The sequence below is a fragment of the Wenyingzhuangia marina genome, assembly GCF_900130035.1.
GTDB classification, from domain to species: domain Bacteria; phylum Bacteroidota; class Bacteroidia; order Flavobacteriales; family Flavobacteriaceae; genus Wenyingzhuangia; species Wenyingzhuangia marina.
Genome location: NZ_FQXQ01000001.1, coordinates 132,575 through 154,385, shown reverse-complemented (window position 1 = coordinate 154,385; position 21,811 = coordinate 132,575). Strand labels below are relative to the sequence as shown.

Genomic DNA, 21,811 nt, shown 5'->3' with positions numbered 1-21,811 from the left:
ATGATGAAAAAATATTATTTTATTGTATTGATGATTTTTTTGGGAGTACATTCCAAAGGATTAAGTCAAATAGAAGAGCATTTTAATGAGTATGATTACGATGATGAAATTACCATTAACGGATCTAGAGGAATGCAAGACATATACATACCAGTTAATGATGATATAGATGTACTAAATAGTTACATCAATTTAGAGTTTGTCTGTTCTAACGTAATTGACTCTGATATTAGTCATATTTCCATATTGTTAGGAGATGTTCCTGTAGAAACACGTTTTTTGAAAAATGAAAATCAATTGGTTAGTTTTCAAATACCTATTAAGAAAAAATATATTATTTCTGATTTTATTAAGCTAACGATAAAAACCAATTTAAAAATAGGGAATGAAATATGTGAAATATATTCAGAAGGAGGTTTTTGGGTTAAATTAACAGAAAATAGTTTTTTTTCTTATAAACTGTTACCTACCAAGAAAACTATTATAAAGAAAACCATCAGTTTTACAATTCCAGATATTAAGTATATTGTTTTATCTGAAAAAAACGATATCGAAGAAATACAATATGCTTCTTATGCTAAATTTTATATTAAAAGAGTCTATGGTTTAGATTTAGAAATAAAGAGTATTAAAGAATTTGATAATAGTGTTATTAATAATGCTATTATATTAATTCCGTATGAAAAATTAAGTGACAAAATAAAAGAAAACATTCCTAGTTTTTAAAATAAAGATGCTGGTTTGGTAAGTGTATATACAGATCAATATAAAGACTCTTTAAGCTTAGAAGTTTATAATGGACAAAATATTGTAGTTACAGGAAAAACAGACATAGGATTTACAAAAGCAGCTCATTTTTTACTACAAAAACATTTACTTAACTCCTCTTATGTTGATTATTTGTTTGTGAATGAACAAGCTAAATTATTAGATCTCCCAAAGAGAAAAGATTATGAACCTATTTATTTTAAACAATTAGGTGCTCAAAACAGCATTTTAAATGGTATTGGATATATACAGTCTAATATTTCTATGCCTAGATCTAATTTTGGATCAAACGTAAAAAGAATGGAAGTTAAAATAAATGGAAAATATAGACCCTTAAGTGATGGAGAGCAAGGGTATTTTAATCTATATTTTAATGACAATTTTTTAAGTTCATATAAATTAAATAGCACTGGAGAATTAAATATAGCATTTGATTTTGATGATATTATAATGCAACAGGAGAATAATTTTAAGTATGAATTTTATTTTATTCCTAGCGGAGGGTTATGTGAAACCGCCGCAGCTAATTTTTATGGTCAGGTAGATGTTATAAATTCATACTTTAAACCTGTTGGTTACGAACAATCTTCATCGTTATCATTTTTTAGGTTTCCTGAAAACTTTCAATCTAAACCCATTACAATTTATACAGATCTAAAAGCAGAACATAAATTAATTAGTACGATTTCAGAGTTAATTGATATTATTAACCCAGGAGAAGCAGGATTGTCTGGTTTTATATATCCACCAGTTAAAAATGCAAGTCTAAAAGAGATTCAAAGTGATATAGAAATGTCTAAAATTATTATTAGCGCTAACAATGATAAGTTCTCAGATTTTTTTGGAGAATCCCCTTTCATAAAGTTTAAAAATAATGAAGTAGAATATAGATCAGAAGAAATAAATCCTTTTTTTAGTGTAGACTATCAAAAAAACTTAGGATTTAATCAATTGTTTTATCATCAAAGTATTCCTGTTATGTTAATTAATGTTCCAGTAGATTATAGTGAAAATACTTTATTGTCTTTAGTATCTAATATTAGAGAACAAACTATTTCTGAAACCGGAAACGTAATTGTTAGTAATAATGAAAAATCGTACTTTTTTGACTTAAGAGTTTTAAACGATAATCACGATAAAAGTTACCTAACTTATTTATTAGATGATTTTTGGGGGAAATATAGACTATTTATTGTTTGTATATTGTTGATATTAGTAATATTAATCTTGATTTTTATCTTTCAGAAATCAAAAGAATCTAAAGAAAAAATTGAAAATGCTAAATAAAATTGTCCTATTTTTTTTATTTATTAATGCAAGTTTGTGTTGCGCTCAAAACCAATGGTTGCAAAGTAAAGGCGAGGTTCTTTTGTCACCATCGGTAAGCCATTATTACACGGATACTAAAGCAGATGAAAATGGAACAAAATCTGATTTTAGCAATAACGGGTTCTATGAAAATTACGTTACTAAACTTTACTTTTCAGCTCCACTAATTAGTAATAGATTAAGTCTGTTAGGGAACATTCCTTATGTTAAAAGTACTTATGCAGATGATTTTATTGTAGAGGAAAACAACGAATTAGGAGATATGGAGTTGGGGGTGAAAATGCACCTAAAAAAAATAGGAGAATTTCATTATTTAATGGGGTCAATTATAACTACAATTCCATTGTATAACAATAATAAAGGACCTTTTGTTGGTTTTGATCGGTTTGGTACTGAATTAAAAATTAATATTTCAGGGAACTCAAAGTGGATGGGAGTAAATGATAATTTTCATCAACTAGAGTTTGGAGTAAAAGTATTCTTTCCTGGAGGACCTTATCAGTTTAAGTTATATGGATCACAAGGCTATAGAATAACCAAAAAAATTATAGTGTTAGGAGATGTAAATATATTTTTATCTAGAGGTGATGATTTTAGTGTTTCTCAAAAAAATATTCTAATTACTCCAGATTTTGATATTGTAAAAACAACTCTAAGTTTAGGATATGAATTTTCGCCAAGATTTTCTTTATATATGGGGGGATTTACAGATGTATGGAATAGAAATGTAGCAATTGGTAGAGGATGGCAAGTGTTTAGTGTAATCAGACTATAAATATTATGGGGGTTTTTAATATTAATATTTATAGAAAAGAACTTTTTATAGACACAAAACTACTCACGGATATACAGGTTTCTGAAGTAGAGCGAATAAAAATTAAATTAGAGAAATCTTTTTTAAAAACTGCTTTAAATCATGGTTTTATCTCTAGATTTCACTATCAAAAAGTAATAGATAGTTTAAATTTACCTAGTTATGTTATAGATGTTGAGAATATTGATAAATACAAGCATTTTTCTGAGACTCATGAAAGATTTAGTTTATTTTTAGATTCTTTAATATTCCCTATAGAGCATAATAATAGTGTTGCTTTTGTTGTTGCAGATCCTTCAGATATTAACAATATTAGATTGATAGAAGAAGAATTACAAGTAGTTGTATCCGAAATTTTTGTGACCAACGAGTTAGATTTAATTAAAGCATTACATCTTAAATATGGAGGAGAAATTTTACACAAGTCTGTATTTCATTTATATGAGAATGATCCTGATAGTTGTGCTATAGAAACATTTACTTTTAAGCAAGTAATGGCATTGGGTATTCTCTTTTTTATATTCTTAATTTTTTTATACTTTAATTTTGTTAACACTTTAATTGGTGTGAATTTATTATTGAATTTATTCTTATTAAGCTCCATACTATTTAAGTTTATGCTTACTATTCATGGATCAAAAAAAGAATTAGAAAGTAAAGTAAGTAAACAAGAAATAGACGCTATTAAAGACAAAGATTTACCAATTTACACTATTCATTTACCTGTTTTTAAAGAATCTGAGGTCATTCAAAAATTAGTTTGGAACTTAAATAGTTTAGATTATCCCATAGAAAAAATAGATGCTAAGTTATTGATTGAGTCAGATGATGAAATGACATATAATGCCATTAGGGAAATGAAATTTCCCACCAATTTTGAACCGATTATTATTCCTTATGCACAACCTAAAACCAAACCCAAAGCGTGTAATTATGGATTGTATTTTTCAAAAGGGAAATATTTAACTATTTATGATGCCGAGGATATTCCAGATAGTGATCAGCTAAAACAGACATATAAATTGTTTAATAAATTACCAGAAAATTACATAGCAATACAATGTGCATTAAACTATTTTAATAAGGGAGAAAATTTTTTAACTAAAATGTTTACGTTAGAGTATTCTTATTGGTTTGATTATATGTTACCTGGATTAGATAGTCTTAGAATTCCTATTCCTTTAGGAGGAACAAGTAATCATTTTAAGTATGATAAATTAATGGAACTAGGAGGTTGGGATGGATTTAATGTAACAGAAGATGCTGATTTAGGATTACGTTGTTATGCAAAGGATTATAAAATTACTGTTTTAGATTCTACCACTTACGAAGAAGCAAATAATGAATTTTTTAATTGGATTAGACAACGCTCTAGATGGATTAAGGGATATATGCAAACTTATTTAGTGCATATGAGAAATCCTATTAAGTTATATAGGTCAATTGGGGCAAGAGGTTTTTTTGGATTTCAATTTTTTATTGGAGGAACTATATTCACTTTTCTAAGCTACCCTATCTTATTATTTTTTTTATTGATTTATTTTACTTTTAAAAGCAAGTGGATTGAAATTTTATTTCCCGATTGGTTAATTATTATTTCAGTAATTAATTTTACACTAGGTAATTTAATTATGATTTATACCAATATGATTGCTATTTTTAAAAGAAGCTCGTATTCATTGATTTTCTATGCCATGGCTAATCCTGTTTATTGGTTAATGCATTCAATTTCTGCTTATAAAGGATTACATCAATTAATAACCAAACCTTTTTATTGGGAAAAAACGAACCATGGTTTAACCAAAAAGAAGAATTAAAAAAGGCGGAATGGGTAATATTAAGACAAAAAGTTCAACATTAATTTTTTTTATCACTTGGTTTATATATTTGGCTTTTTTTAGTCTTGTTACCGTTATAATCCGAGAGAATGGATATTTAAATTTTGAGCCATTATATATTACAAGTCATATAAATACATTATTCAGAGATGGTGAATTGGTAAAGAATTTCTTTTTATCCTATCCTTTATTAACTAATGTATTGTCTTATCCTTTTTCTGTATTTAATGCAGAAGATGCTCCTTTTTTTGCTTCGACGTTTTATACTTCTTTTTTTATAACGTGGGTTGTTACGCTGTTGGGGAAACAAAAGAATAATGTTGTAAAAGGATTGTTGTTCTTGTATTTTTTATTCAGTCCAATAACTTTTTATGCAGCTACCTCAGGAACATCGTTGTATGCTTTTTATATTTTATATTTTTTAATCTTTTACTATTTATTTAACTACATAAAAAAATTTACAACCTATCACATTACTATTCTAAGTATTATTTTAAGTTTGGCGGTTTTTTTAGATTATAGGATTTTATGGATACTTCTTATTCTGTTTTTTTATGTATTTCTATTTAGTATTTATGGTATAAAGGGTATAAAATCAAGTGTTATTGTAAAATATTTAAAAATAACACATCATGATTCTTTAAGAAGAAAGTTTACAGGACATTTAAATTCAATGGTATTTATTATTGGTTTTTTTCCTGTAGTAAGTTTACTATTGTATTTGTTCATTAACTATTTAATGGGAAATAATGCTTATTATTTTTATAATACATTAGGGGCAAAATGGAATAGTAACACATTGTTAAGTTTGATAAATCCTGATACAATTACTGCGATGAATAATAAAGCTATAAACGATTTTACTTTTTTAAATATAATAGTTTTTATTATTCCTATGTATATATATGAATTGATTACTAATTATAAAAATGGCTTAAAGCTATTTGTGTTACTATTGGCACCTGCATTATTGTACGTATTGGTTCGAGATAGTAAAATAGAATATATGGGACTGTTTTATTATGTGATTTTTGTCTCATCTGCCATAGCATCTATAGTTACAGCCAAGCATAAAAAAAATAAATATAAAAAATTAAGAAATGTATGTTATGCTTGTTTGTTTGTTATAAGTATCTATGGAGAGTACACTTATTTTAAACAATCTTCATTTACTTCAGAATATGTTTTTTTTAATAGTGTGGTAGAGAAAGAAAACACCGATATTTTGCCTCAATATAAAAATGGAGGAAGGTATTTGGCCTATAATACCCCTAAAAACTCTGTAGTTTTATGTGATAGATCTATTATGTATCCACTGGTTGCCTACAATCAAAAAAATAATTTATTTATATCAAATACCTCTATAGATTTTAAAAGATCAATATACGATCCTAAAAAATATTGTGATTATATTATTGTGTCAAACTCAAAATCACCTCATTATTTTTTAGACAGAGTTGTCGTTAATTTTCAAGAATTATCAATAAAAGAAACAGATTATGAAGGGTATAAGAGTGATGTTGTTTATGTATGTGATGCTTTTATGATAGTTAAAATTATAAAATAACTATAATAAGCAATCTAGAATTTTAGAATTACTATAAACACCAAAATTCCCTTTGTATTCCCATAAATAACACTTTATGTTTTGATCTCTAAAAACAGAAATTAAATCGCTAAAATAATTACATCTATACTCTTCGGGTATAGAATTAATGGTGCCAAATTCAGTACACCATAGCTCAACATTATTCTGTTTAGCCCATTTTATAACAATATTTATTTTATCATTTAAGGAGGTCTTATTGGCCATATGTTTATAATCTTTAAAGTTTACCTCACCTGCAGTACCAATAGTTTTAAAATGTATTTTAGGCATTTTAATGGAGTCATAAGGATATGGGATATTAACCGTTTTTGTTTGATTTCCTATCCAATTTGCTCCTTGATGAGTAAATATAAATGGCTCATAAAAATGGAAGATATAAACAATATTATTATAAGCGAAAGGTGTTTTTCTAGACAATTCATAAATACTGTTATAGTTTGTTGCTCCTATTAGTATTTTAGTGGTAGCATCTTCTTTTCTTATTTCGGAGATAATTTCGCTAACCATATCATCCCATTGATTAGGGTATAAGTTTGGTTCGTTTACAATTTCATAATAGATGTATTTAGAGTACTTTCTTAATTTATGACTTATATGCTTCCAGTTGTTTTTAATTGTATTAAGGTTGGTATAGTTCGTGTGTTTGTCTAAGGTATGATCAAAATAACAAACAATTAAAGTCATGTTTTTTTTCTTAACATGTTTTATAATTTTAGTCAGATCTCTTAAAAAACGTCTTTTAGATTTTAATTTAAATTGATGCTCAAAAGAAATAGGAAGCCTTATATCTTTAATTCCTTGATAGTATAGTTCGTCAATTTCATCAATAACATCCTTGTAATCTAATATTTTATCTTCCCAAAATCTTTCATAGCCAGTAATATTAATTCCAATATTAGTGTTGTATTGTGCCTTTGCTATATCAAAACTTAACAAAGCAAGTATTATAAAAGAGGCTTTTAAAATATTCATAAAACATAAATTATTCAGGTAAATATATTGTGCTTTTTTAATTTTCTATTCTCTATAGCTAATTTTATTTGAAGTTTTTGAATACTACTCTTAAAATAACATCAAAAATTAATTTTAAATAGGTAAATATTTATACATAATCACAATAAAATATTGTTTTTAAAAAAATAAAAAATAGAATAAAACTGTTTTGATAATAAACTAATTTAGCAACAAATATATTTGAATTATCGATATGAGTATTGCTTTACCCCAACTTAAAAGTATTAAAATAGATAAGTTTATTCTATCACTTTTTTCTGCAATCATCATTGCTTTTTTATTCCCAACAGGAGCAGGTATGTTACATTTAAAACAAGTAACAGAAATAGGAATAGGTTTTATTTTCTTTTTTTACGGATTAAAACTGTCTTTCACCGAAGTTGCTCAAGGATTAAAAAATTACAAACTTCATGTATTAATTCAGTTAAGTACTTTCGTGCTATTTCCTTTGATTTTATTAGGATTAAAATCTTTTTTAATCGGTTTGATAGGTGAAACTTTTTGGATAGGATTATTTTTTTTAGCAGCCTTGCCTTCAACAGTTTCCTCATCAGTAGTGATGGTTTCCTTGGCCAAAGGAAATGTGCCGTCAGCTATTTTTAACGCTAGTATTTCTGGATTGATAGGGGCTTTTGTCACTCCACTTTGGATAGGTATTATTGTCAGTCAGTCAGGAGGAATGTCTTTAGGTGATGTTTTTCTAAAATTAATTATTCAAATATTATTGCCTTTGGTAATAGGTTTATTACTCAACAAAAAACTAGGCCACATAGCTAAAAAGAACAGCTCAAAAATTGCTTTGTACGATAAGACGATTATTGTTTTAATTGTATACGCTAGTTTTTGTACTTCTATATTAGCGCATATGTTTGATGGTATTAGTTTCCTAAATTTTGTGTTTCTTTTTAGTGCCGTTTTCTGTTTGTTTTGGCTGGTCATTGGAATTATTTATTTTATATCATTAAAATTAAATCTGTCTTTAGCTGATAGAATAACCGCTACTTTTTGTGGTACTAAAAAATCATTGGTACATGCATCGGCTATGGTTAATATTATTTTTGCTAATAATGTAAGTGCTAGTTTGTTTTTGTTACCCGTAATGCTTTATCACATTACCCAAATTGTTATTTTGGCTATTGTGGCCAATAGAATTGGTAAGAGAACTTTAAATGAAGCTGCTTAATTATCAATAAAAAGTATAATGTTTACCATTTACCGATAGGAATTGTTCACTCATCTAATCTGTTAAAAAATAGATTGATAGGTAATGTAGTTTTGTCTTAAAAACACAGACACATGAAACCTATATTACTTTTTATCATCACTTTTATTGTAATAAATTTTGGGGTACAAGCTCAAGATTATAATTTTTTAGGAAGCTATACAGCTGATGGAACTCCAGAGTATTTAATGGATGTTCCTGATGATATTGATGAAGCTACTTTAACAATGATTAACAATGCGTTGCCAGAAGATTATCCTGTACCAGATTTTAATCCTCATTACATTAGTTCTGGATACGATACAGATATTCATTTAAGCGAACGTGCTGAAGTTTTTGTGACCTATGTAACCGAAGGAGCTGGATATAAAAATGTACTAGGTTTTTACACTTATAACACCAATGATGTAAATGTTCAAAAACCAACTCCTGAAGAAATAACCATAGTTTTCCCTAATGTGTCTGAATTGTATAGTGGTGGTAGTTTATTACCTGGTGATAAAGTAAAAATTGGTGATTTTGAAGCGGGAACAAGTATCGGGTGGTTATTGTTAGCAAATGCTTGGAAAGGACGTGTAACGGATGGACTGTGGCAATTGTATTCTAATACGGATTACAATCCAGAAAATGATGAAGCCTTGAGAAGTCACAATGTATTGTTAGAAGATCCAGAAAATGAAAGAATTATATTAGGTTTTGAAGATATAAGAAGAGACTATGCTTCTTGTGACAACGATTTTAACGATGCTGTTTTTTATGTAACCGCTACTCCTTATAGAGCCATTGTTGCTAGTAATATTAACAAAGTGAGTTCTGCCACAGATGTTACCTCGGCAAACAATGGAGGATTAGAAAGCAATGGAACACTAGCTGAAAAAATTGCAAAACGTAACTTTAAACGTAGCGTAAAACAAAACTTGCCAAACACCAAGGCGAAGCAAATGAGTGTTCTTACTTACAGAACAATGAAAACTAGCGCTGTTAACAAAAGTGTTCTACAAGAATATATTCCAGAAAACGGTATGTTTGGTACGGAAAGTTCTTATGTGTCTAGCCCAACAGATTTGGTAGATATTACCAATGCCGATGAAATTTATTCTATAGATTATTATCAAGGAGAGCACAGAATTGCTGCTGCTTTGGCATCTTATAGTGCAAATGGAGTCTATGATCATACAAAAGCAATTTGTGATAGATTAAATAATTCAATTTTAGAAGATGTAAGAGTGGTAAGTGTGAGAGGACATCAAATGATCCATGCACGTTTGTTGAGAGATAGTGGAGAAGTTGAAAACACATTGAGTTTTTCAATCAGAGAAGCAGAAGGGAATGCTTATGAATTATGTAGCTATTGGAATATAGATCAATATAAAGAGGGGAGTTATTATAACTTTCAAGTTTGGGGAGCTAACAACGGACAAGTATTTGCTATTGCCAATAAAATTATAGATAAGTTTAAGGAAAAAGGAACTTTGGTTAGTGATGCACAAACTGAAAAAATACCTGAAGTTTTTGTAAAATCAGGATATTATAAAAATGGGAAAATATATTTAAACATTATTAACAATGCCAATAGTAAAATATTAGAATTTAGTGCTAATATTAAAAAAACAGAACAATCAGAAACAGAACAGTTAACACAAACTTTTCAGTTAACAGGAAGTAGGTTAGATTCTATTGTGGTAGAATCAGGTTATTTATTCGATGTTGGTGTTTCTGTAAAAAGCAATACTTCTAAACAAATGGATGCTTTGTATTTGGCTGATGGTCCATGGGGCTTAGATTATTTAGAAACGAGTGCACAACTAAATCAATATGATGTTATAGAAACGTCTGAACAAGAAATTTCAGAAGGAACTCATTATGTAGAGAGAAATATTCACGCTTCAGGAACAATCAAAAATACCTTAAATGCTTTTAGACAAGTGTTGGCAGGAGATCAAAGTTTTAAATTAAATCAATACAATGCTATTAAATTTAAAAGTAATAGTACACACAATGTGGAATTAATTTTAATGCAAAGTAATTTACAAGATTGGGAAGATAGGTTTAGTTATGTAGTTCCAGCTAGTAAAGTAGCCATGAGTCATTATGTTTCTATTCAAGATTTTAAAGATAAAAATGGGAAAAGTGCTTCCATAGAAGATGTAAAAAGAATAGTGTTTTCTATGAATGGAAATGGAAAAAGTTTTGAACCGTTTGAGTTAAACATAGAAAGTGTGGCTTTTACAAATGCTGCTTTTGAACAAGAAAATTTAGGAACAGCTTTGGTTAATTATCAAGAAAACAAAGTGTCCCCAAATCCATTCCGTCATCAAACACAAATTTTAGTAGATAAGGATATGATGATACCAACTATTAGTGTGTATAATATGGCAGGAAAATTAGTAGATCAACAAACAATAAAAACAAATAATCATACAATTGTATATCAAACTTCTTTACCAAACGGAGTCTATTTGTATACTATTCAGGAAGAAGGAAATATCAAAACTGGAGGTAAGTTTGTGGTAAAAAATTAAGAAAACAACATTTTAAGCCGTCATAGAAATAATGTTTTTATGGCGGCTTTTTTATAGGGGCTTGTAATTTAGTTGGTTAACTGTCGACAGAACTTTAAACGAACTAATAACCATAGGTATGAGATTGCTAAAATTTGTATTTCTTTTATTTTTCATAGGACTCAATTCATGTATTCAAGAAGATATTGTAAATGATAGAGTACCTGAAGAACTAAGGATTATTAGTAGTGTCAATGCTCTAAAAGTAGGAGATGTTGTAAAATTACATGCTTCGTACTTTAATAATATTGGAGAGAAAGAAAGTAAAACCGTTGTTTGGGAAACTTCAAACCCTACTGTTTTATCCATTGATGAATTTACAACCAATATTACAGCCAAGGCAGAGGGAACGGCAACCATTACTGTAAAAACTATTGGGGTTTCTGGAGAGTTAACAGATAGTGAAATTATTATGGTGGTAAAAGATGACGTGGTTGTGATACCATCAGAAAACACTAAAAAAGGAACCATAACCCCCACAGAATCTTATGATGCTTCTGGTGATTTTGAAGTCATCAAAACCACAAACGGAATCCAAATTATATTGGCAAATAATTATGTGGCTGATGAAAGTTTACCGGGTTTTGCATTGTTTTTAACCAATAATCCAAATTCTTTAGTCAACGCATTACAAATTGATGCTTACGATGATGCTGATGGGGCTCATTACAAAGGAGCTTTTACTTATTCAGTAAATGGAGTAGGACTTAATGATTATCAATACTTAGTACAATGGTGTAGACCATTTTCTATTCTTGTAGGAAAAGCAACCATTACAGATAAATAAAATTTCATGAAATATTTACAATCAGTTATAGTTATTTATGTTTTGTTTGTCTTTCAACAAAGTGATGCGCAATGGAACAAAGGAAAAGGAAATGGATATTATAAAATATCTGCATGGTCTTTGGTGGCAGACCAACATTATACCAATATAGGAGAAATAGATCCTAATGCAACTCGAGGAAATTTTACTTTGAGTTTGTATGGGGAATATGGGGTCACAAAAAAAATAGATGTAATTACTTATATTCCTTTTTTAACAAGAATTTATCAAAATACTCAAGTTTCTGAAGTTACTGGAAATGTATTACAAGAAGGAGAAGCTGTGAATGCTATAGGAGATATTGATGTTGGTTTAAGATATGGTTTGTTAAAAAAGAACCATTTTGCTTTGTCAACCACTTTAAAATTAGGGTTGCCCACAGGTAAAGACAAGGGAGGGAGTGATGGTAGTTTTCAAACAGGAGATGGAGAGTTTAATCAATTATTGACATTAGATGCTGGAATCTCTTACCAATTGTTTTCTAAACCAGCTTATGCAAAAACATATATAGGATTTAACAATAGAACTCAAGGTTTTTCTGATGAGTTTCATTATGGATTAGAATCTGGAATGAAGTTATGGAATAAGTTATGGGTATTGGCTAGGCTAAATAGTGTAAACTCATTTAAAAACGGAACACTTTCGGCTCAAAACTCTCAAGGAAGTATTTTTGCCAATAATATCGAGTATGTAAGTGTTGGGGCAGAAGCAGCATATTATATCACTTCAAAATTAGGAGTATCATTTAATTATACGGGGGCAATTTCTGGTAGAATTATTTATGCAAAACCGTCTTATAGTGGAGGACTTTTTTTAGATATTTAATCAATTTCATTCTTTTCCAATTCTGCCTAAATGAGTGTGTTTAAAATCATCATTATATTTTAAGCCATAACCAAAAATTCTGTCCATGGCAGAATGACCAAATAGAATAATACCTATAAGCATGATGGTTTCATTTTGTAGCCAAAGACCGAGGCTATAAAAAAAGATCCCCAATAATTTATGATGAAAAATATTGTACAACCAAGCTCCCGTTTTGCTGTTTATCAAATAACCAACCATAGAAAAATCTGGTAGTAACAAACAGGCAGGAAACACCCACAAAGAAAAATTTAGTTGACTAAACAATACAATAGATAATAAAAATTGTCCGAATTCTTCTAGTTTTAAAAGTTTGTTCATTTTTTAGTCGATATTTTCACTATAATTTCTCCTTTCAATCATTTTAATTTTAAGGATATAAACATTCTTAATTGGTTTGTCGGTTTTGTCAGTAGCAACATCAGCAATACTATCTACCACTTTCATTCCTTTAATAACTTCTCCAAATACTGTATAATTTTGATCTAAATGAGGAGAGCCTCCAATAGATTTATATACTTTACGATGAGTTTCTGGGTAATTGTATTTTTCCATATTATTTAATTCAATATTAGCCAAAGAATCAATATTATATGTCTTTATTTTGTTTGATATTTCAGTAAAATCAGCTCTGATTAAATCTTCATCCTCTTTGTGAAGTACAATTTTAGAGGCTTCAATATCTTCTATTTTTGTAGATAAACTTTTATATTTTTTGAAATCATTTTTATACTCAGGTCTATTGATCACATTGTTTTTAGCACGCCAGAAATTAACACGACTTAGCATGTGATTTAGGGTACTATCATTTTGAATTTTACCTTGTATGATAGTAAACTGCGATCCATCTGAGGAACGACTAGGATTTACATCATCTCCCATTCTGGCAGCGTTTAAAGCACCTCTTTTATGAAATAAATTTGGTCTAAATTCAGCATCTATGTTTCTTGGTAAATCAATAGAATCATTTTTTAAAGATGATGGTTTGGTTGCATAATCACCTGTTTGAATCAGGAATTTTTTAATAACTCGGTGAAAAGAAATACTATCAAAAAAGTTTTCATTAACTAATCTAATAAAGTTATTTCTATGTTTAGGTGTTTCATCTGACAATCTCATAATAATGGTTCCATAATCAGTAACCATTTCGATGTCTTTGGATAGATCACTTTTCATTACTCCTTTTTCAATTTCGGAATCACAAGCAAATAACGTTGTTAAAATAAATACAAGAGTTAAAGTTGAAACAAATTTCATATAAGATTTAGACTTGTTTGTTTTTTTCATACTGCATTAAAGGTTATAAATTTGCTTTGTAATTTTATTTGAAAAGGTTTAAGATTTCAAAAACTTATTAAAATTAATCCATCATAAGTACACGAGTCCATTTTTCAGTACCTCCTCTTTGGTCTTTTAGTTTCCAGTTAATAATTAAGGTGTTTTCATCAACTAACTTAAATTTTATTGACGAATCTTGATTACTCATTGTTGGAACTGCAGAATTAGTTATAACATGTTCAATATAGGTATTGTCTGATGTTATTTCGTAAGAACCATATTGTATAATTTTTGTGTTACCATTTCCTGGAGCATTAAAAGTATAGTAAGTACCGTCAGTATTAATTGATTTATAATGAGGAGTTAATAGATTAGTAGTTTTACCATCCTTTATAATTGGTATTGTTTGTCTCCAAAGACCAACAAGAGATTTTGATATTGGTAAATGTGTTTTTTCAGTTTTTGTTTTTTTTATTGAAGAACAACTGATGGTTGTTAGTATAGAAAATACTATGGTAAAAGATATAAAAATGTTTTTCATAATGAAGTCGGTTAAATGGTGATGATTAATTTTAAGGAATAAAAAAATCTACTTTCTACTTTGGGGACAATGATATAAATCAAAAGATTCTCTATTTTGAAAAATTTCAAATATACTTCCAAAAACTCCTGTAAGACTTCCTTCGTGAAATCTAAATTTTCCAGAATATTTCATGGGAATTTTACATTTTAAGCAATCAATTTCTTTTTCAGTTTTTACATTTGTGAATTCATGTACTTCATAATATTCTTATATCAAAAAAGCTATAATTACAATTCCAACACAGTTCAAAATGGTCGTCTACTTCTGATTTACAATTTGGGCATTTTTTCATTTTTTAAATTAGTGGACACCCCACTAATTTAAATATTATTTATTTACCAATATTTAAATATTCAATTGGTTTGTCTGTTTTTGTATTAGGAGTAAGTTTCATTTTTTAAGAACTTCTCCCAATATCATATATTTTGGTCTAAACGAAGAGAGTCTTTAAATATACCATCTTATATATAGATTTTATTTTTGCTAACCTTATTTTTGTGTAGTTGATAGGTCTCTTATAAATATGGCATTACCGCCTCCTGGTGCCATATGTAAATTAAGTTTAGTTTCTGAATCAACAATTTCTTTACGAATGCTGTAGGACTCCTTATTATTTAGAAAATGAGAATCTTTATGATCTTCATAAAATGTTGCTTCGTATTTTTTACCTTGAGTTAAAAAGTTTAAATCAATTTTTATAGTGCGCATTTCTCTATTAGTAAGCGATCCTAAAAACCAATCATTCCCCGATTTACGAGCGATACTTACATAGTTGTCTATTTTTGCATCAATTACTTTAAAATCATCAAACTGAGCTGGCATTTTTCGGATGCAATCAAATAAATCATCTTTTTTTAAATACTCCTCTGGACTGTCTGGTACTACCATCCAACCTGTATAATTTGTAATTAGTTTTGCAACCTCTGCAACCACTGTTCCTGGAATTTCTTCAAAGACTCTTTCACGAGTTTGCGCATTGTTTAAATCGAACCATCCATTGGTTACATCTATTGGCCCCGCAATCATATTAATTAAAGGCTGATTAACTGCGGTTTCAGGAAAATAAGAACGTCTAGCATCAGCCTGTGCATGACAAAATTCTTTGGTAACGAGGTTCGGATATGTTCTTTCGTCTCCACTTGGAGGTATTGGGTTGTCATGAAAATTTACTGAAAGTTTGTATTTAGCACATAGTTCAACAACTTTTCTAGTTTGTTTTACTTTTTCTTCGGGACTTCCTGTCATAAAACCATATTTAATTCCAACAGCTCCCCAATCTGAAAATTGTTTTAAAACTCTTTCTAAACCAAACCTTTTAGCTCCTATATCATTTAAATAGAGAATAACACCTACATTTTTTTCAACAGCGTATTTCATGCATTCCTCAATGTTGATTCCTTCTCTAGATGATGTTGGATCAGAATTTTCATTAAACTCAGAACCATACCAATCTGCATCGATTAGTAAAAACTGAATATTATTTTCAGAGGCAAAATCAATCATTCTTTTATGAGATTCGGTATTTAACCCATACTCATATCCATCTTGAGTTTTATAACCCCATACACGCCAATCCCATAATGATTTACCTGTTTTAATCCATGATGGATCTTCAATTTTACAAGGCTCATTTAAGTTTACAAGTAAATTAGACTCCACCAAATCACCAATTTTATCACCAAGTATAAATGTTCTCCATGAAGTTTTAAAGGGTTTGTTTTGTTTTGAATAGGAGGTGTTAAACGAAAGTGATTTTTCACTTGTTGAAGCATTGATAGAAAAAGGAGCAAAGTTTACAATTTCAGCTTCGAGTATAGCCATAAAATGATGCTGGTTGAGTTGCATCACAAACGGAGATTGAACTTCTTTAATGTTTTTTTCAGATCGTAAAATTGGACCTAAATTATGATGTTCTCCATTGTACGCCCAGTATGTATAATCATTTTTAAAATTTAGTTTTGTTAATTCTTTATTAATTAACAGATTATCATTCTCATGATTAACAGGTAAGTTGTAACGATAGGCGAAACCTTTATCGTATAGGCGAAAGATAATTTCATAGAATTCTGTAGCGTTTTCAAGCTTGTTAACTTTAATTGTATACTCCTTATAATGATTACGAACTTTTGGATGTTTTCCATTAATAGTAGTCCATGTTTCATCAAATTCTTTTTCAGAAAGATTGCTCAAAGAGATGTTTTCTGTAAAATTAACGTCATTTAACTCTAAGCCTAATGTAGATTGTTGAATAAGCGTATCTTTTTTGTATATAACGGTAAAGTTAGCTTGGTTGTTAAGATTAGAAATGTTTAAATGGAGTTCTTTATCTGGTGACGAAAGTAAGATAGTATCTGTTTTTGAACAGGAAAATAAACTAGCTAACACAACAATTAACAATAAATATATATATCTTTTCATTTTATAAAATGTTTGTTTTAAGGTTTGTATGATGTAGTATAATTTCCATGAACAGATATTTATCTGTTTTAAGAAATAAAGAAAATAAATGTATACACTGCTCTATATATCCTGAAATGTTACCTGTGTTTCGTAAAATTCATTTGTTAATTAGTATCAAAACATTTTTCTCCTTTGCCAAATTAAATATTATTTGATAAATATTTGAACATCATTTGTTATTTTTCTTTTCTTTAAACTTTTGTTCCTAACAAAGTGTTATTTTTGTCGCTATGAAATTTAAGATAGAAGCATTAGACCCAAAGAGTAAAGCAAGAGCGGGAGAAATTACTACCGATCATGGAGTAATAGAAACGCCTATTTTTATGCCTGTAGGTACCATGGGTACAGTAAAAGGAGTTCACCAACGTGAGTTAAAAGAAGAAATAAATCCTGATATTATTTTGGGAAATACTTATCACTTATACTTACGTCCTAAAACCGATGTGTTAGAGGCTGCAGGAGGTTTACATAAATTTATGAATTGGGATCGTCCTATTTTAACCGATTCTGGAGGGTATCAAGTATATTCTTTATCTGGACGTAGAAAAATTAAAGAAGAAGGAGTAAAGTTTAAGAGCCATATAGATGGTTCTTATCATTTCTTTTCACCAGAAAATGTGATGGAAATCCAACGTAAAATTGGAGCAGATATCATTATGGCTTTTGATGAATGTACGCCTTATCCTTGTGATTATAATTATGCAAAACGTTCTATGCATATGACACATAGATGGTTAAATAGGTGTATTGATCACTTAGAAAAAGTACCTTACCGTTATGATTATGCTCAAACATTTTTTCCTATTGTACAAGGAAGTACTTATACGGATTTAAGAAAACAGTCGGCAGAATACATAGCCAATGCAGGAGCAGAAGGAAATGCGATTGGAGGACTTTCCGTAGGAGAACCAGCAGAGGAAATGTATGCCATGACAGATGTGGTGTGTAGCATTTTACCAGAGGACAAACCAAGATATTTAATGGGAGTAGGAACCCCTATTAATATTTTAGAAAACATTGCTTTAGGAGTAGATATGTTTGACTGCGTAATGCCAACTCGTAATGCACGTAACGGAATGTTGTTTACTTCTGAAGGACACATCAACATTAAAAACAAAAAATGGGAAAATGATTTCTCTCCAGTAGATCCTGCAGGGATTACTTGGGTAGATACAGAGTACTCTAAAGCTTATTTACGTCACTTATTTGTGTCTAATGAATTTTTAGGCAAGCAAATTGCTACCATTCATAATTTAGGATTTTATTTGTGGTTGGTTAGGGAAGCCAGAAAGCATATTATTGCAGGTGATTTTAGAGAGTGGAAAGACAAAATGGTAAAGCAAATGGATAACAGATTATAGGCTTGAAAATATTAGACAAATACATATTATTCAGATATTTAAAATCGGTGTTTTTTACACTGTTTATATTTATACCCATCGCGGTAGTAATTGATGTGTCTGAAAAAGTAGATAAATTTTTACAACATGATGATTTAACATTCATTCACATTCTTAAAGATTACTACTTAAATTTTATTATGTATTATGCCAATACATTTCTACCCTTAGCTACATTTATTGCCTGTATTATGTTTACCTCTAAATTGGCAAGCAATACAGAGGTGATTGCCATTAGTAGTGCTAATATTTCTTTTACCAGGTTTTTAAGACCTTATTTTATTGGAGCAACTATTTTAGCTATTATTGCTTTAGGAATGAACCATTTTGTGGTGCCAAAGGGAAATGAAATAAAATACGCATTTGAACAAGAATATATTTTTAATAAACGAACAGAAAACAGATCATTTGTTAAAGATTTTAGTTTACAATTAAATGATAGTGCTAAAATTTTTATTAAAAACTTTAGTTTGTTAAACCGCAAAGGATATAATTTTTCTTACGCTGAGTTTGATGGAATTAAAATAAAACATAGAGTTGTAGCAGAAAACATAACTTGGGATAAAGAAAACGGAAATTTTATATTATCTAAATATAAAGAGAGATTTATACAGGACGAAAAGGATTCTATTACTAGCGGTGATAAAAAAACAATGATTTTAGATTTTACACCAGATGATTTAATCATTTCAGGTTCAAAATCTATGGAGATGACGTCTGATAGATTATCAGAGTTTATAGATAAATCTGAAAGAAGAGGGGTTAAAAATTTAAATGCCTATTATGTAGAATTATATCAACGTACAAGCTTACCAGTTTCAGCATATATCTTAACGTTAATAGCTGTTTCGTTATCTTCTAGAAAGAAGAGAGGAGGTACGGGGATTAATTTGGCTATTGGAATTGGGTTAATGTTTATGTACGTGTTTTTCATGAAAGTAGCAGTTGTGTTGGGTTCAGCACCAAACTCAAATGCCTTATTGATGGCTTGGTTACCCAATATTATATTCTCAACGATTGCTGTTTATTTATATATTAGAGAGAAAAAACAAGGATAAAAAATCTTTTAAAAATTATTTAACATGTCGTTAATCAAATCTATATCGGGAATACGTGGAACTATTGGAGGAAATGTTGGAGATAATTTAACGCCTTTAGATGCAGTTAAGTTTGCAGCGGCTTATGGAACTTGGGTCAAAGCAAGAAATAAAGAAGCTACAGAAATTAATGTTGTGGTGGGTAGAGATGCTCGTATTTCTGGAGCCATGATTAGTAGTTTGGTAACTAATACATTAATCGGTTTAGGAATTAATGTGATTGATTTAGGTTTGTCTACCACACCAACGGTAGAAATAGCTGTTCCATTAGAGAAAGCACATGGAGGAATTATTTTAACAGCATCACACAATCCAAAACAATGGAATGCTTTAAAATTATTAAATGAAAAAGGGGAGTTTTTAAGTGGAACAGATGGATTGGAGATTTTAGATTTTGCTGAAAAAGATGCTTATACATTTGCAGAGGTAGATGACTTAGGAACTTATACAGAAGACAACTCATATGTTGAAAAACATGTACAAGAAGTTTTAAATCTAGAATTGGTTGATGTTGATGCCATAAAAAAAGCAGGGTTTAAAGTAGTGTTAGATGCTGTAAACTCAACAGGAGGAATTTTTATTCCAGCTTTGTTAGAAAAGTTAGGAGTGGAATGTATAAAATTATATTGCGAACCTAACGGACAATTTCCACACAACCCAGAACCATTAAAAGAACACTTAGGAGATATCTCTGCATTGGTAGTAAAAGAGCAAGCAGATTTTGGAATTGTAGTAGATCCTGATGTAGATAGACTGGCGTTAATTAGCGAAGATGGTTCTATGTTTGGAGAAGAATATACATTGGTTGCTTGTGCAGATTATGTACTAGGGCAATTAGGAGGAGGAAACACGGTTTCAAACTTGTCTTCATCAAGAGCGTTGAGAGATGTTACCGTTAAACATGGAGGAACTTATACCGCAAGTGCTGTGGGAGAAGTGAATGTGGTAACAACTATGAAAGAAACCAACACAGTCATTGGTGGAGAAGGAAACGGTGGAATTATTTATCCAGCTTCTCACTACGGACGTGATTCGTTGGTAGGAGTAGCATTGTTTTTATCTCATTTAGCAAAATCAGGAAAATCTTGTAAAGAGTTGAGAGATTCTTATCCAGAATATTACATGAGTAAAAATAAAATTGAGTTAACCCCAACCTTAGATGTAGATGCTATTTTAGAACAAATGGCAGAAAAGTATAAAAATGAGAAGGTAAATACTATTGACGGAGTAAAAGTTGATTTTGCTGATGAATGGTTACATTTGAGAAAATCTAACACAGAACCCATTATTAGAATTTATACAGAAAGTGGTTCACAAGCATCCGCTGATGCTTTAGCCTTTAGAGCAATTGATGAAATTAAAGAAATAGCCGGTTTATAGATTAAGTTTTAATGATGGATTTGCAGGAACATTATCAAAAATTATACGATGAGTCTATCATTAAAATAATTGCTGAAGATTATCAAATAGATCCATTAATAGAAGATCCAAATGATTTAAGATTTGGAATTACTCTGGTCATCAGGCCTTCTGAAGAAGTAAAGAACAATATTCAGTTGTTTTTAAACGAATTAAAATCGGTTGAGCCTCATCAGTATTATTATCAAAATCAAGATATTCATATTACAGTAATGTCTATCATTTCTTGTTACCAAGGGTTTCAATTGAGTTCTATCAATATTGATGATTATATTAAGATCATCAAAAAAAGTTTTGAAGATTTTAATACCACAAGAATTCAGTTTAAAGGAGTTACAGTATCTCCATCTTGTATTTTGCTTCAAGGCTTTATGGAAGATGATGTTATCAATAATTTTAGAAATAGACTTAGAGAAAACTTTAAAAACTCAACTTTAGAACAAAGTATAGATAAACGTTATGCTATTCAAACCGCTCATTCAACTGTGGTCAGATTTAAAGAATTGTTTACTCATAAAAAGGACTTCTTAAAAATAATTGAGGAGTATAGAAATGTTGATTTTGGAACTTTTAAGGTTAGTTCTGTTGAATTGGTTTATAACGATTGGTATCAGAGAGAAAAAAAAGTTAAAAAATTAACTGTATTTAAAGTTTAATAAGCTTATAAAAGGAAGTTTTAATATCTAATAGCTTAAATCTTACATCCAAATTATAATAGTACCTTTGCAA

At 29.4% G+C, this 21,811-nt stretch carries 19 protein-coding genes; 13 read left to right on the top strand and 6 right to left on the bottom strand.

The features are described from left to right. The first annotated feature begins 3 nt into the window (after positions 1 to 3). From BUB70_RS00620 to BUB70_RS00600, 5 genes are read left to right on the top strand one after another with little or no spacing between them, the layout of a single operon-like run. Positions 4 to 726: a cellulose biosynthesis cyclic di-GMP-binding regulatory protein BcsB gene (locus tag BUB70_RS00620; protein ID WP_159431399.1), complete on the top strand. Its 723-nt coding sequence runs from the start codon at positions 4 to 6 to the stop codon at positions 724 to 726. Between the two features lie 15 nt (positions 727 to 741). Beyond that, positions 742 to 2,055 (top strand): cellulose biosynthesis cyclic di-GMP-binding regulatory protein BcsB, encoded by a 1,314-nt coding sequence (locus tag BUB70_RS00615; protein ID WP_073117751.1) that lies wholly within the window; start codon positions 742 to 744, stop codon positions 2,053 to 2,055. Then, positions 2,045 to 2,872 carry a hypothetical protein gene (locus BUB70_RS00610; protein ID WP_143155210.1) on the top strand — a complete coding sequence of 276 codons (828 nt, stop codon included), beginning with the start codon at positions 2,045 to 2,047 and terminating at the stop codon, positions 2,870 to 2,872. The genes BUB70_RS00615 and BUB70_RS00610 overlap by 11 nt, the downstream gene beginning before the upstream one ends. 5 nt (positions 2,873 to 2,877) lie before the next feature. Beyond that, positions 2,878 to 4,728, top strand: a complete 1,851-nt coding sequence (locus tag BUB70_RS00605) for a glycosyltransferase family 2 protein (RefSeq protein WP_073117749.1) — start codon at positions 2,878 to 2,880, stop codon at positions 4,726 to 4,728. Between the two features lie 10 nt (positions 4,729 to 4,738). Next, complete coding sequence (locus BUB70_RS00600) at positions 4,739 to 6,316, top strand: hypothetical protein (RefSeq protein WP_073117748.1); 1,578 nt, start codon at positions 4,739 to 4,741, stop codon at positions 6,314 to 6,316. Here BUB70_RS00600 and BUB70_RS00595 read toward each other — a convergent pair whose 3' ends face one another. Then, a complete protein-coding gene (locus BUB70_RS00595) occupies positions 6,317 to 7,330 on the bottom strand; it encodes a glycoside hydrolase family 5 protein (RefSeq protein ID WP_073117747.1) in 1,014 nt (337 codons plus the stop codon). Between the two features lie 235 nt (positions 7,331 to 7,565). Between BUB70_RS00595 and BUB70_RS00590 the strand changes: the two genes are divergently transcribed. The 4 genes from BUB70_RS00590 to BUB70_RS00575 all read left to right on the top strand — a co-directional run bounded on the left by BUB70_RS00590 (position 7,566) and on the right by BUB70_RS00575 (position 12,806). Beyond that, on the top strand, positions 7,566 to 8,555 hold the full coding sequence (locus tag BUB70_RS00590) for a bile acid:sodium symporter family protein (RefSeq protein WP_073117746.1): 990 nt from the start codon (positions 7,566 to 7,568) through the stop codon (positions 8,553 to 8,555). A gap of 113 nt (positions 8,556 to 8,668) precedes the next feature. Beyond that, positions 8,669 to 11,116 carry a DUF4114 domain-containing protein gene (locus tag BUB70_RS00585; protein WP_073117745.1) on the top strand — a complete coding sequence of 816 codons (2,448 nt, stop codon included), beginning with the start codon at positions 8,669 to 8,671 and terminating at the stop codon, positions 11,114 to 11,116. A 118-nt stretch (positions 11,117 to 11,234) separates the two neighbouring features. After that, positions 11,235 to 11,942: an Ig-like domain-containing protein gene (locus tag BUB70_RS00580; RefSeq protein ID WP_073117744.1), complete on the top strand. Its 708-nt coding sequence runs from the start codon at positions 11,235 to 11,237 to the stop codon at positions 11,940 to 11,942. A 6-nt stretch (positions 11,943 to 11,948) separates the two neighbouring features. Beyond that, a complete protein-coding gene (locus BUB70_RS00575; protein ID WP_073117743.1) occupies positions 11,949 to 12,806 on the top strand; it encodes a hypothetical protein in 858 nt (285 codons plus the stop codon). 6 nt (positions 12,807 to 12,812) lie between these two features. On the opposite strand, the gene BUB70_RS00570 is transcribed toward BUB70_RS00575, so the two are convergent. The 5 genes from BUB70_RS00570 to BUB70_RS00550 form a co-directional block, all read right to left on the bottom strand. Next, entirely contained in the window at positions 12,813 to 13,166 is a 354-nt protein-coding gene (locus BUB70_RS00570) for a DUF4260 domain-containing protein (RefSeq protein WP_073117742.1), read from the bottom strand. A gap of 3 nt (positions 13,167 to 13,169) precedes the next feature. Continuing rightward, positions 13,170 to 14,102, bottom strand: a complete 933-nt coding sequence (locus BUB70_RS00565; RefSeq protein ID WP_073118544.1) for a peptidylprolyl isomerase — start codon at positions 14,100 to 14,102, stop codon at positions 13,170 to 13,172. A gap of 103 nt (positions 14,103 to 14,205) precedes the next feature. After that, positions 14,206 to 14,664, bottom strand: a complete 459-nt coding sequence (locus BUB70_RS00560) for a DUF4488 domain-containing protein (protein WP_073117741.1) — start codon at positions 14,662 to 14,664, stop codon at positions 14,206 to 14,208. 48 nt (positions 14,665 to 14,712) lie between these two features. After that, a complete protein-coding gene (locus BUB70_RS14285) occupies positions 14,713 to 14,838 on the bottom strand; it encodes a hypothetical protein (protein ID WP_262508086.1) in 126 nt (41 codons plus the stop codon). Between the two features lie 357 nt (positions 14,839 to 15,195). Next, positions 15,196 to 17,124: a glycoside hydrolase family 97 protein gene (locus BUB70_RS00550; protein ID WP_073117740.1), complete on the bottom strand. Its 1,929-nt coding sequence runs from the start codon at positions 17,122 to 17,124 to the stop codon at positions 15,196 to 15,198. A gap of 272 nt (positions 17,125 to 17,396) precedes the next feature. Here BUB70_RS00550 and tgt point away from each other — a divergent pair, with 272 nt between their 5' ends. Genes tgt through BUB70_RS00530 form a run of 4 tightly spaced genes read left to right on the top strand, consistent with a single transcriptional unit; the run spans position 17,397 to position 21,738 of the window. Then, positions 17,397 to 18,527, top strand: a complete 1,131-nt coding sequence (gene tgt, locus BUB70_RS00545) for a tRNA guanosine(34) transglycosylase Tgt (RefSeq protein WP_073117739.1) — start codon at positions 17,397 to 17,399, stop codon at positions 18,525 to 18,527. A 2-nt stretch (positions 18,528 to 18,529) separates the two neighbouring features. After that, on the top strand, positions 18,530 to 19,624 hold the full coding sequence (locus tag BUB70_RS00540) for an LptF/LptG family permease (RefSeq protein WP_073117738.1): 1,095 nt from the start codon (positions 18,530 to 18,532) through the stop codon (positions 19,622 to 19,624). Between the two features lie 24 nt (positions 19,625 to 19,648). After that, complete coding sequence (gene glmM / locus BUB70_RS00535; protein ID WP_073117737.1) at positions 19,649 to 21,043, top strand: phosphoglucosamine mutase; 1,395 nt, start codon at positions 19,649 to 19,651, stop codon at positions 21,041 to 21,043. A 14-nt stretch (positions 21,044 to 21,057) separates the two neighbouring features. Next, positions 21,058 to 21,738 (top strand): mutarotase, encoded by a 681-nt coding sequence (locus BUB70_RS00530; RefSeq protein ID WP_073117736.1) that lies wholly within the window; start codon positions 21,058 to 21,060, stop codon positions 21,736 to 21,738. Positions 21,739 to 21,811: the final 73 nt, after the last annotated feature.

What these genes read in the sequence shown, in the direction of transcription:
- BUB70_RS00560 (WP_073117741.1), bottom strand. Translation starts at nt 14,664, where the DNA reads ATGAAAAACATTTTTATATCTTTTACCATAGTATTTTCTATACTAACA.
- glmM (WP_073117737.1), top strand. Translation starts at nt 19,649, where the DNA reads ATGTCGTTAATCAAATCTATATCGGGAATACGTGGAACTATTGGAGGA.
- BUB70_RS00550 (WP_073117740.1), bottom strand. Translation starts at nt 17,124, where the DNA reads ATGAAAAGATATATATATTTATTGTTAATTGTTGTGTTAGCTAGTTTA.
- BUB70_RS00620 (WP_159431399.1), top strand. Translation starts at nt 4, where the DNA reads ATGAAAAAATATTATTTTATTGTATTGATGATTTTTTTGGGAGTACAT.
- BUB70_RS00565 (WP_073118544.1), bottom strand. Translation starts at nt 14,102, where the DNA reads ATGAAATTTGTTTCAACTTTAACTCTTGTATTTATTTTAACAACGTTA.
- BUB70_RS00575 (WP_073117743.1), top strand. Translation starts at nt 11,949, where the DNA reads ATGAAATATTTACAATCAGTTATAGTTATTTATGTTTTGTTTGTCTTT.
- BUB70_RS00580 (WP_073117744.1), top strand. Translation starts at nt 11,235, where the DNA reads ATGAGATTGCTAAAATTTGTATTTCTTTTATTTTTCATAGGACTCAAT.
- BUB70_RS00605 (WP_073117749.1), top strand. Translation starts at nt 2,878, where the DNA reads ATGGGGGTTTTTAATATTAATATTTATAGAAAAGAACTTTTTATAGAC.
- tgt (WP_073117739.1), top strand. Translation starts at nt 17,397, where the DNA reads ATGAAATTTAAGATAGAAGCATTAGACCCAAAGAGTAAAGCAAGAGCG.
- BUB70_RS14285 (WP_262508086.1), bottom strand. Translation starts at nt 14,838, where the DNA reads ATGAAATATTCTGGAAAATTTAGATTTCACGAAGGAAGTCTTACAGGA.
- BUB70_RS00590 (WP_073117746.1), top strand. Translation starts at nt 7,566, where the DNA reads ATGAGTATTGCTTTACCCCAACTTAAAAGTATTAAAATAGATAAGTTT.
- BUB70_RS00600 (WP_073117748.1), top strand. Translation starts at nt 4,739, where the DNA reads ATGGGTAATATTAAGACAAAAAGTTCAACATTAATTTTTTTTATCACT.
- BUB70_RS00595 (WP_073117747.1), bottom strand. Translation starts at nt 7,330, where the DNA reads ATGAATATTTTAAAAGCCTCTTTTATAATACTTGCTTTGTTAAGTTTT.
- BUB70_RS00610 (WP_143155210.1), top strand. Translation starts at nt 2,045, where the DNA reads ATGCTAAATAAAATTGTCCTATTTTTTTTATTTATTAATGCAAGTTTG.
- BUB70_RS00585 (WP_073117745.1), top strand. Translation starts at nt 8,669, where the DNA reads ATGAAACCTATATTACTTTTTATCATCACTTTTATTGTAATAAATTTT.
- BUB70_RS00530 (WP_073117736.1), top strand. Translation starts at nt 21,058, where the DNA reads ATGGATTTGCAGGAACATTATCAAAAATTATACGATGAGTCTATCATT.
- BUB70_RS00570 (WP_073117742.1), bottom strand. Translation starts at nt 13,166, where the DNA reads ATGAACAAACTTTTAAAACTAGAAGAATTCGGACAATTTTTATTATCT.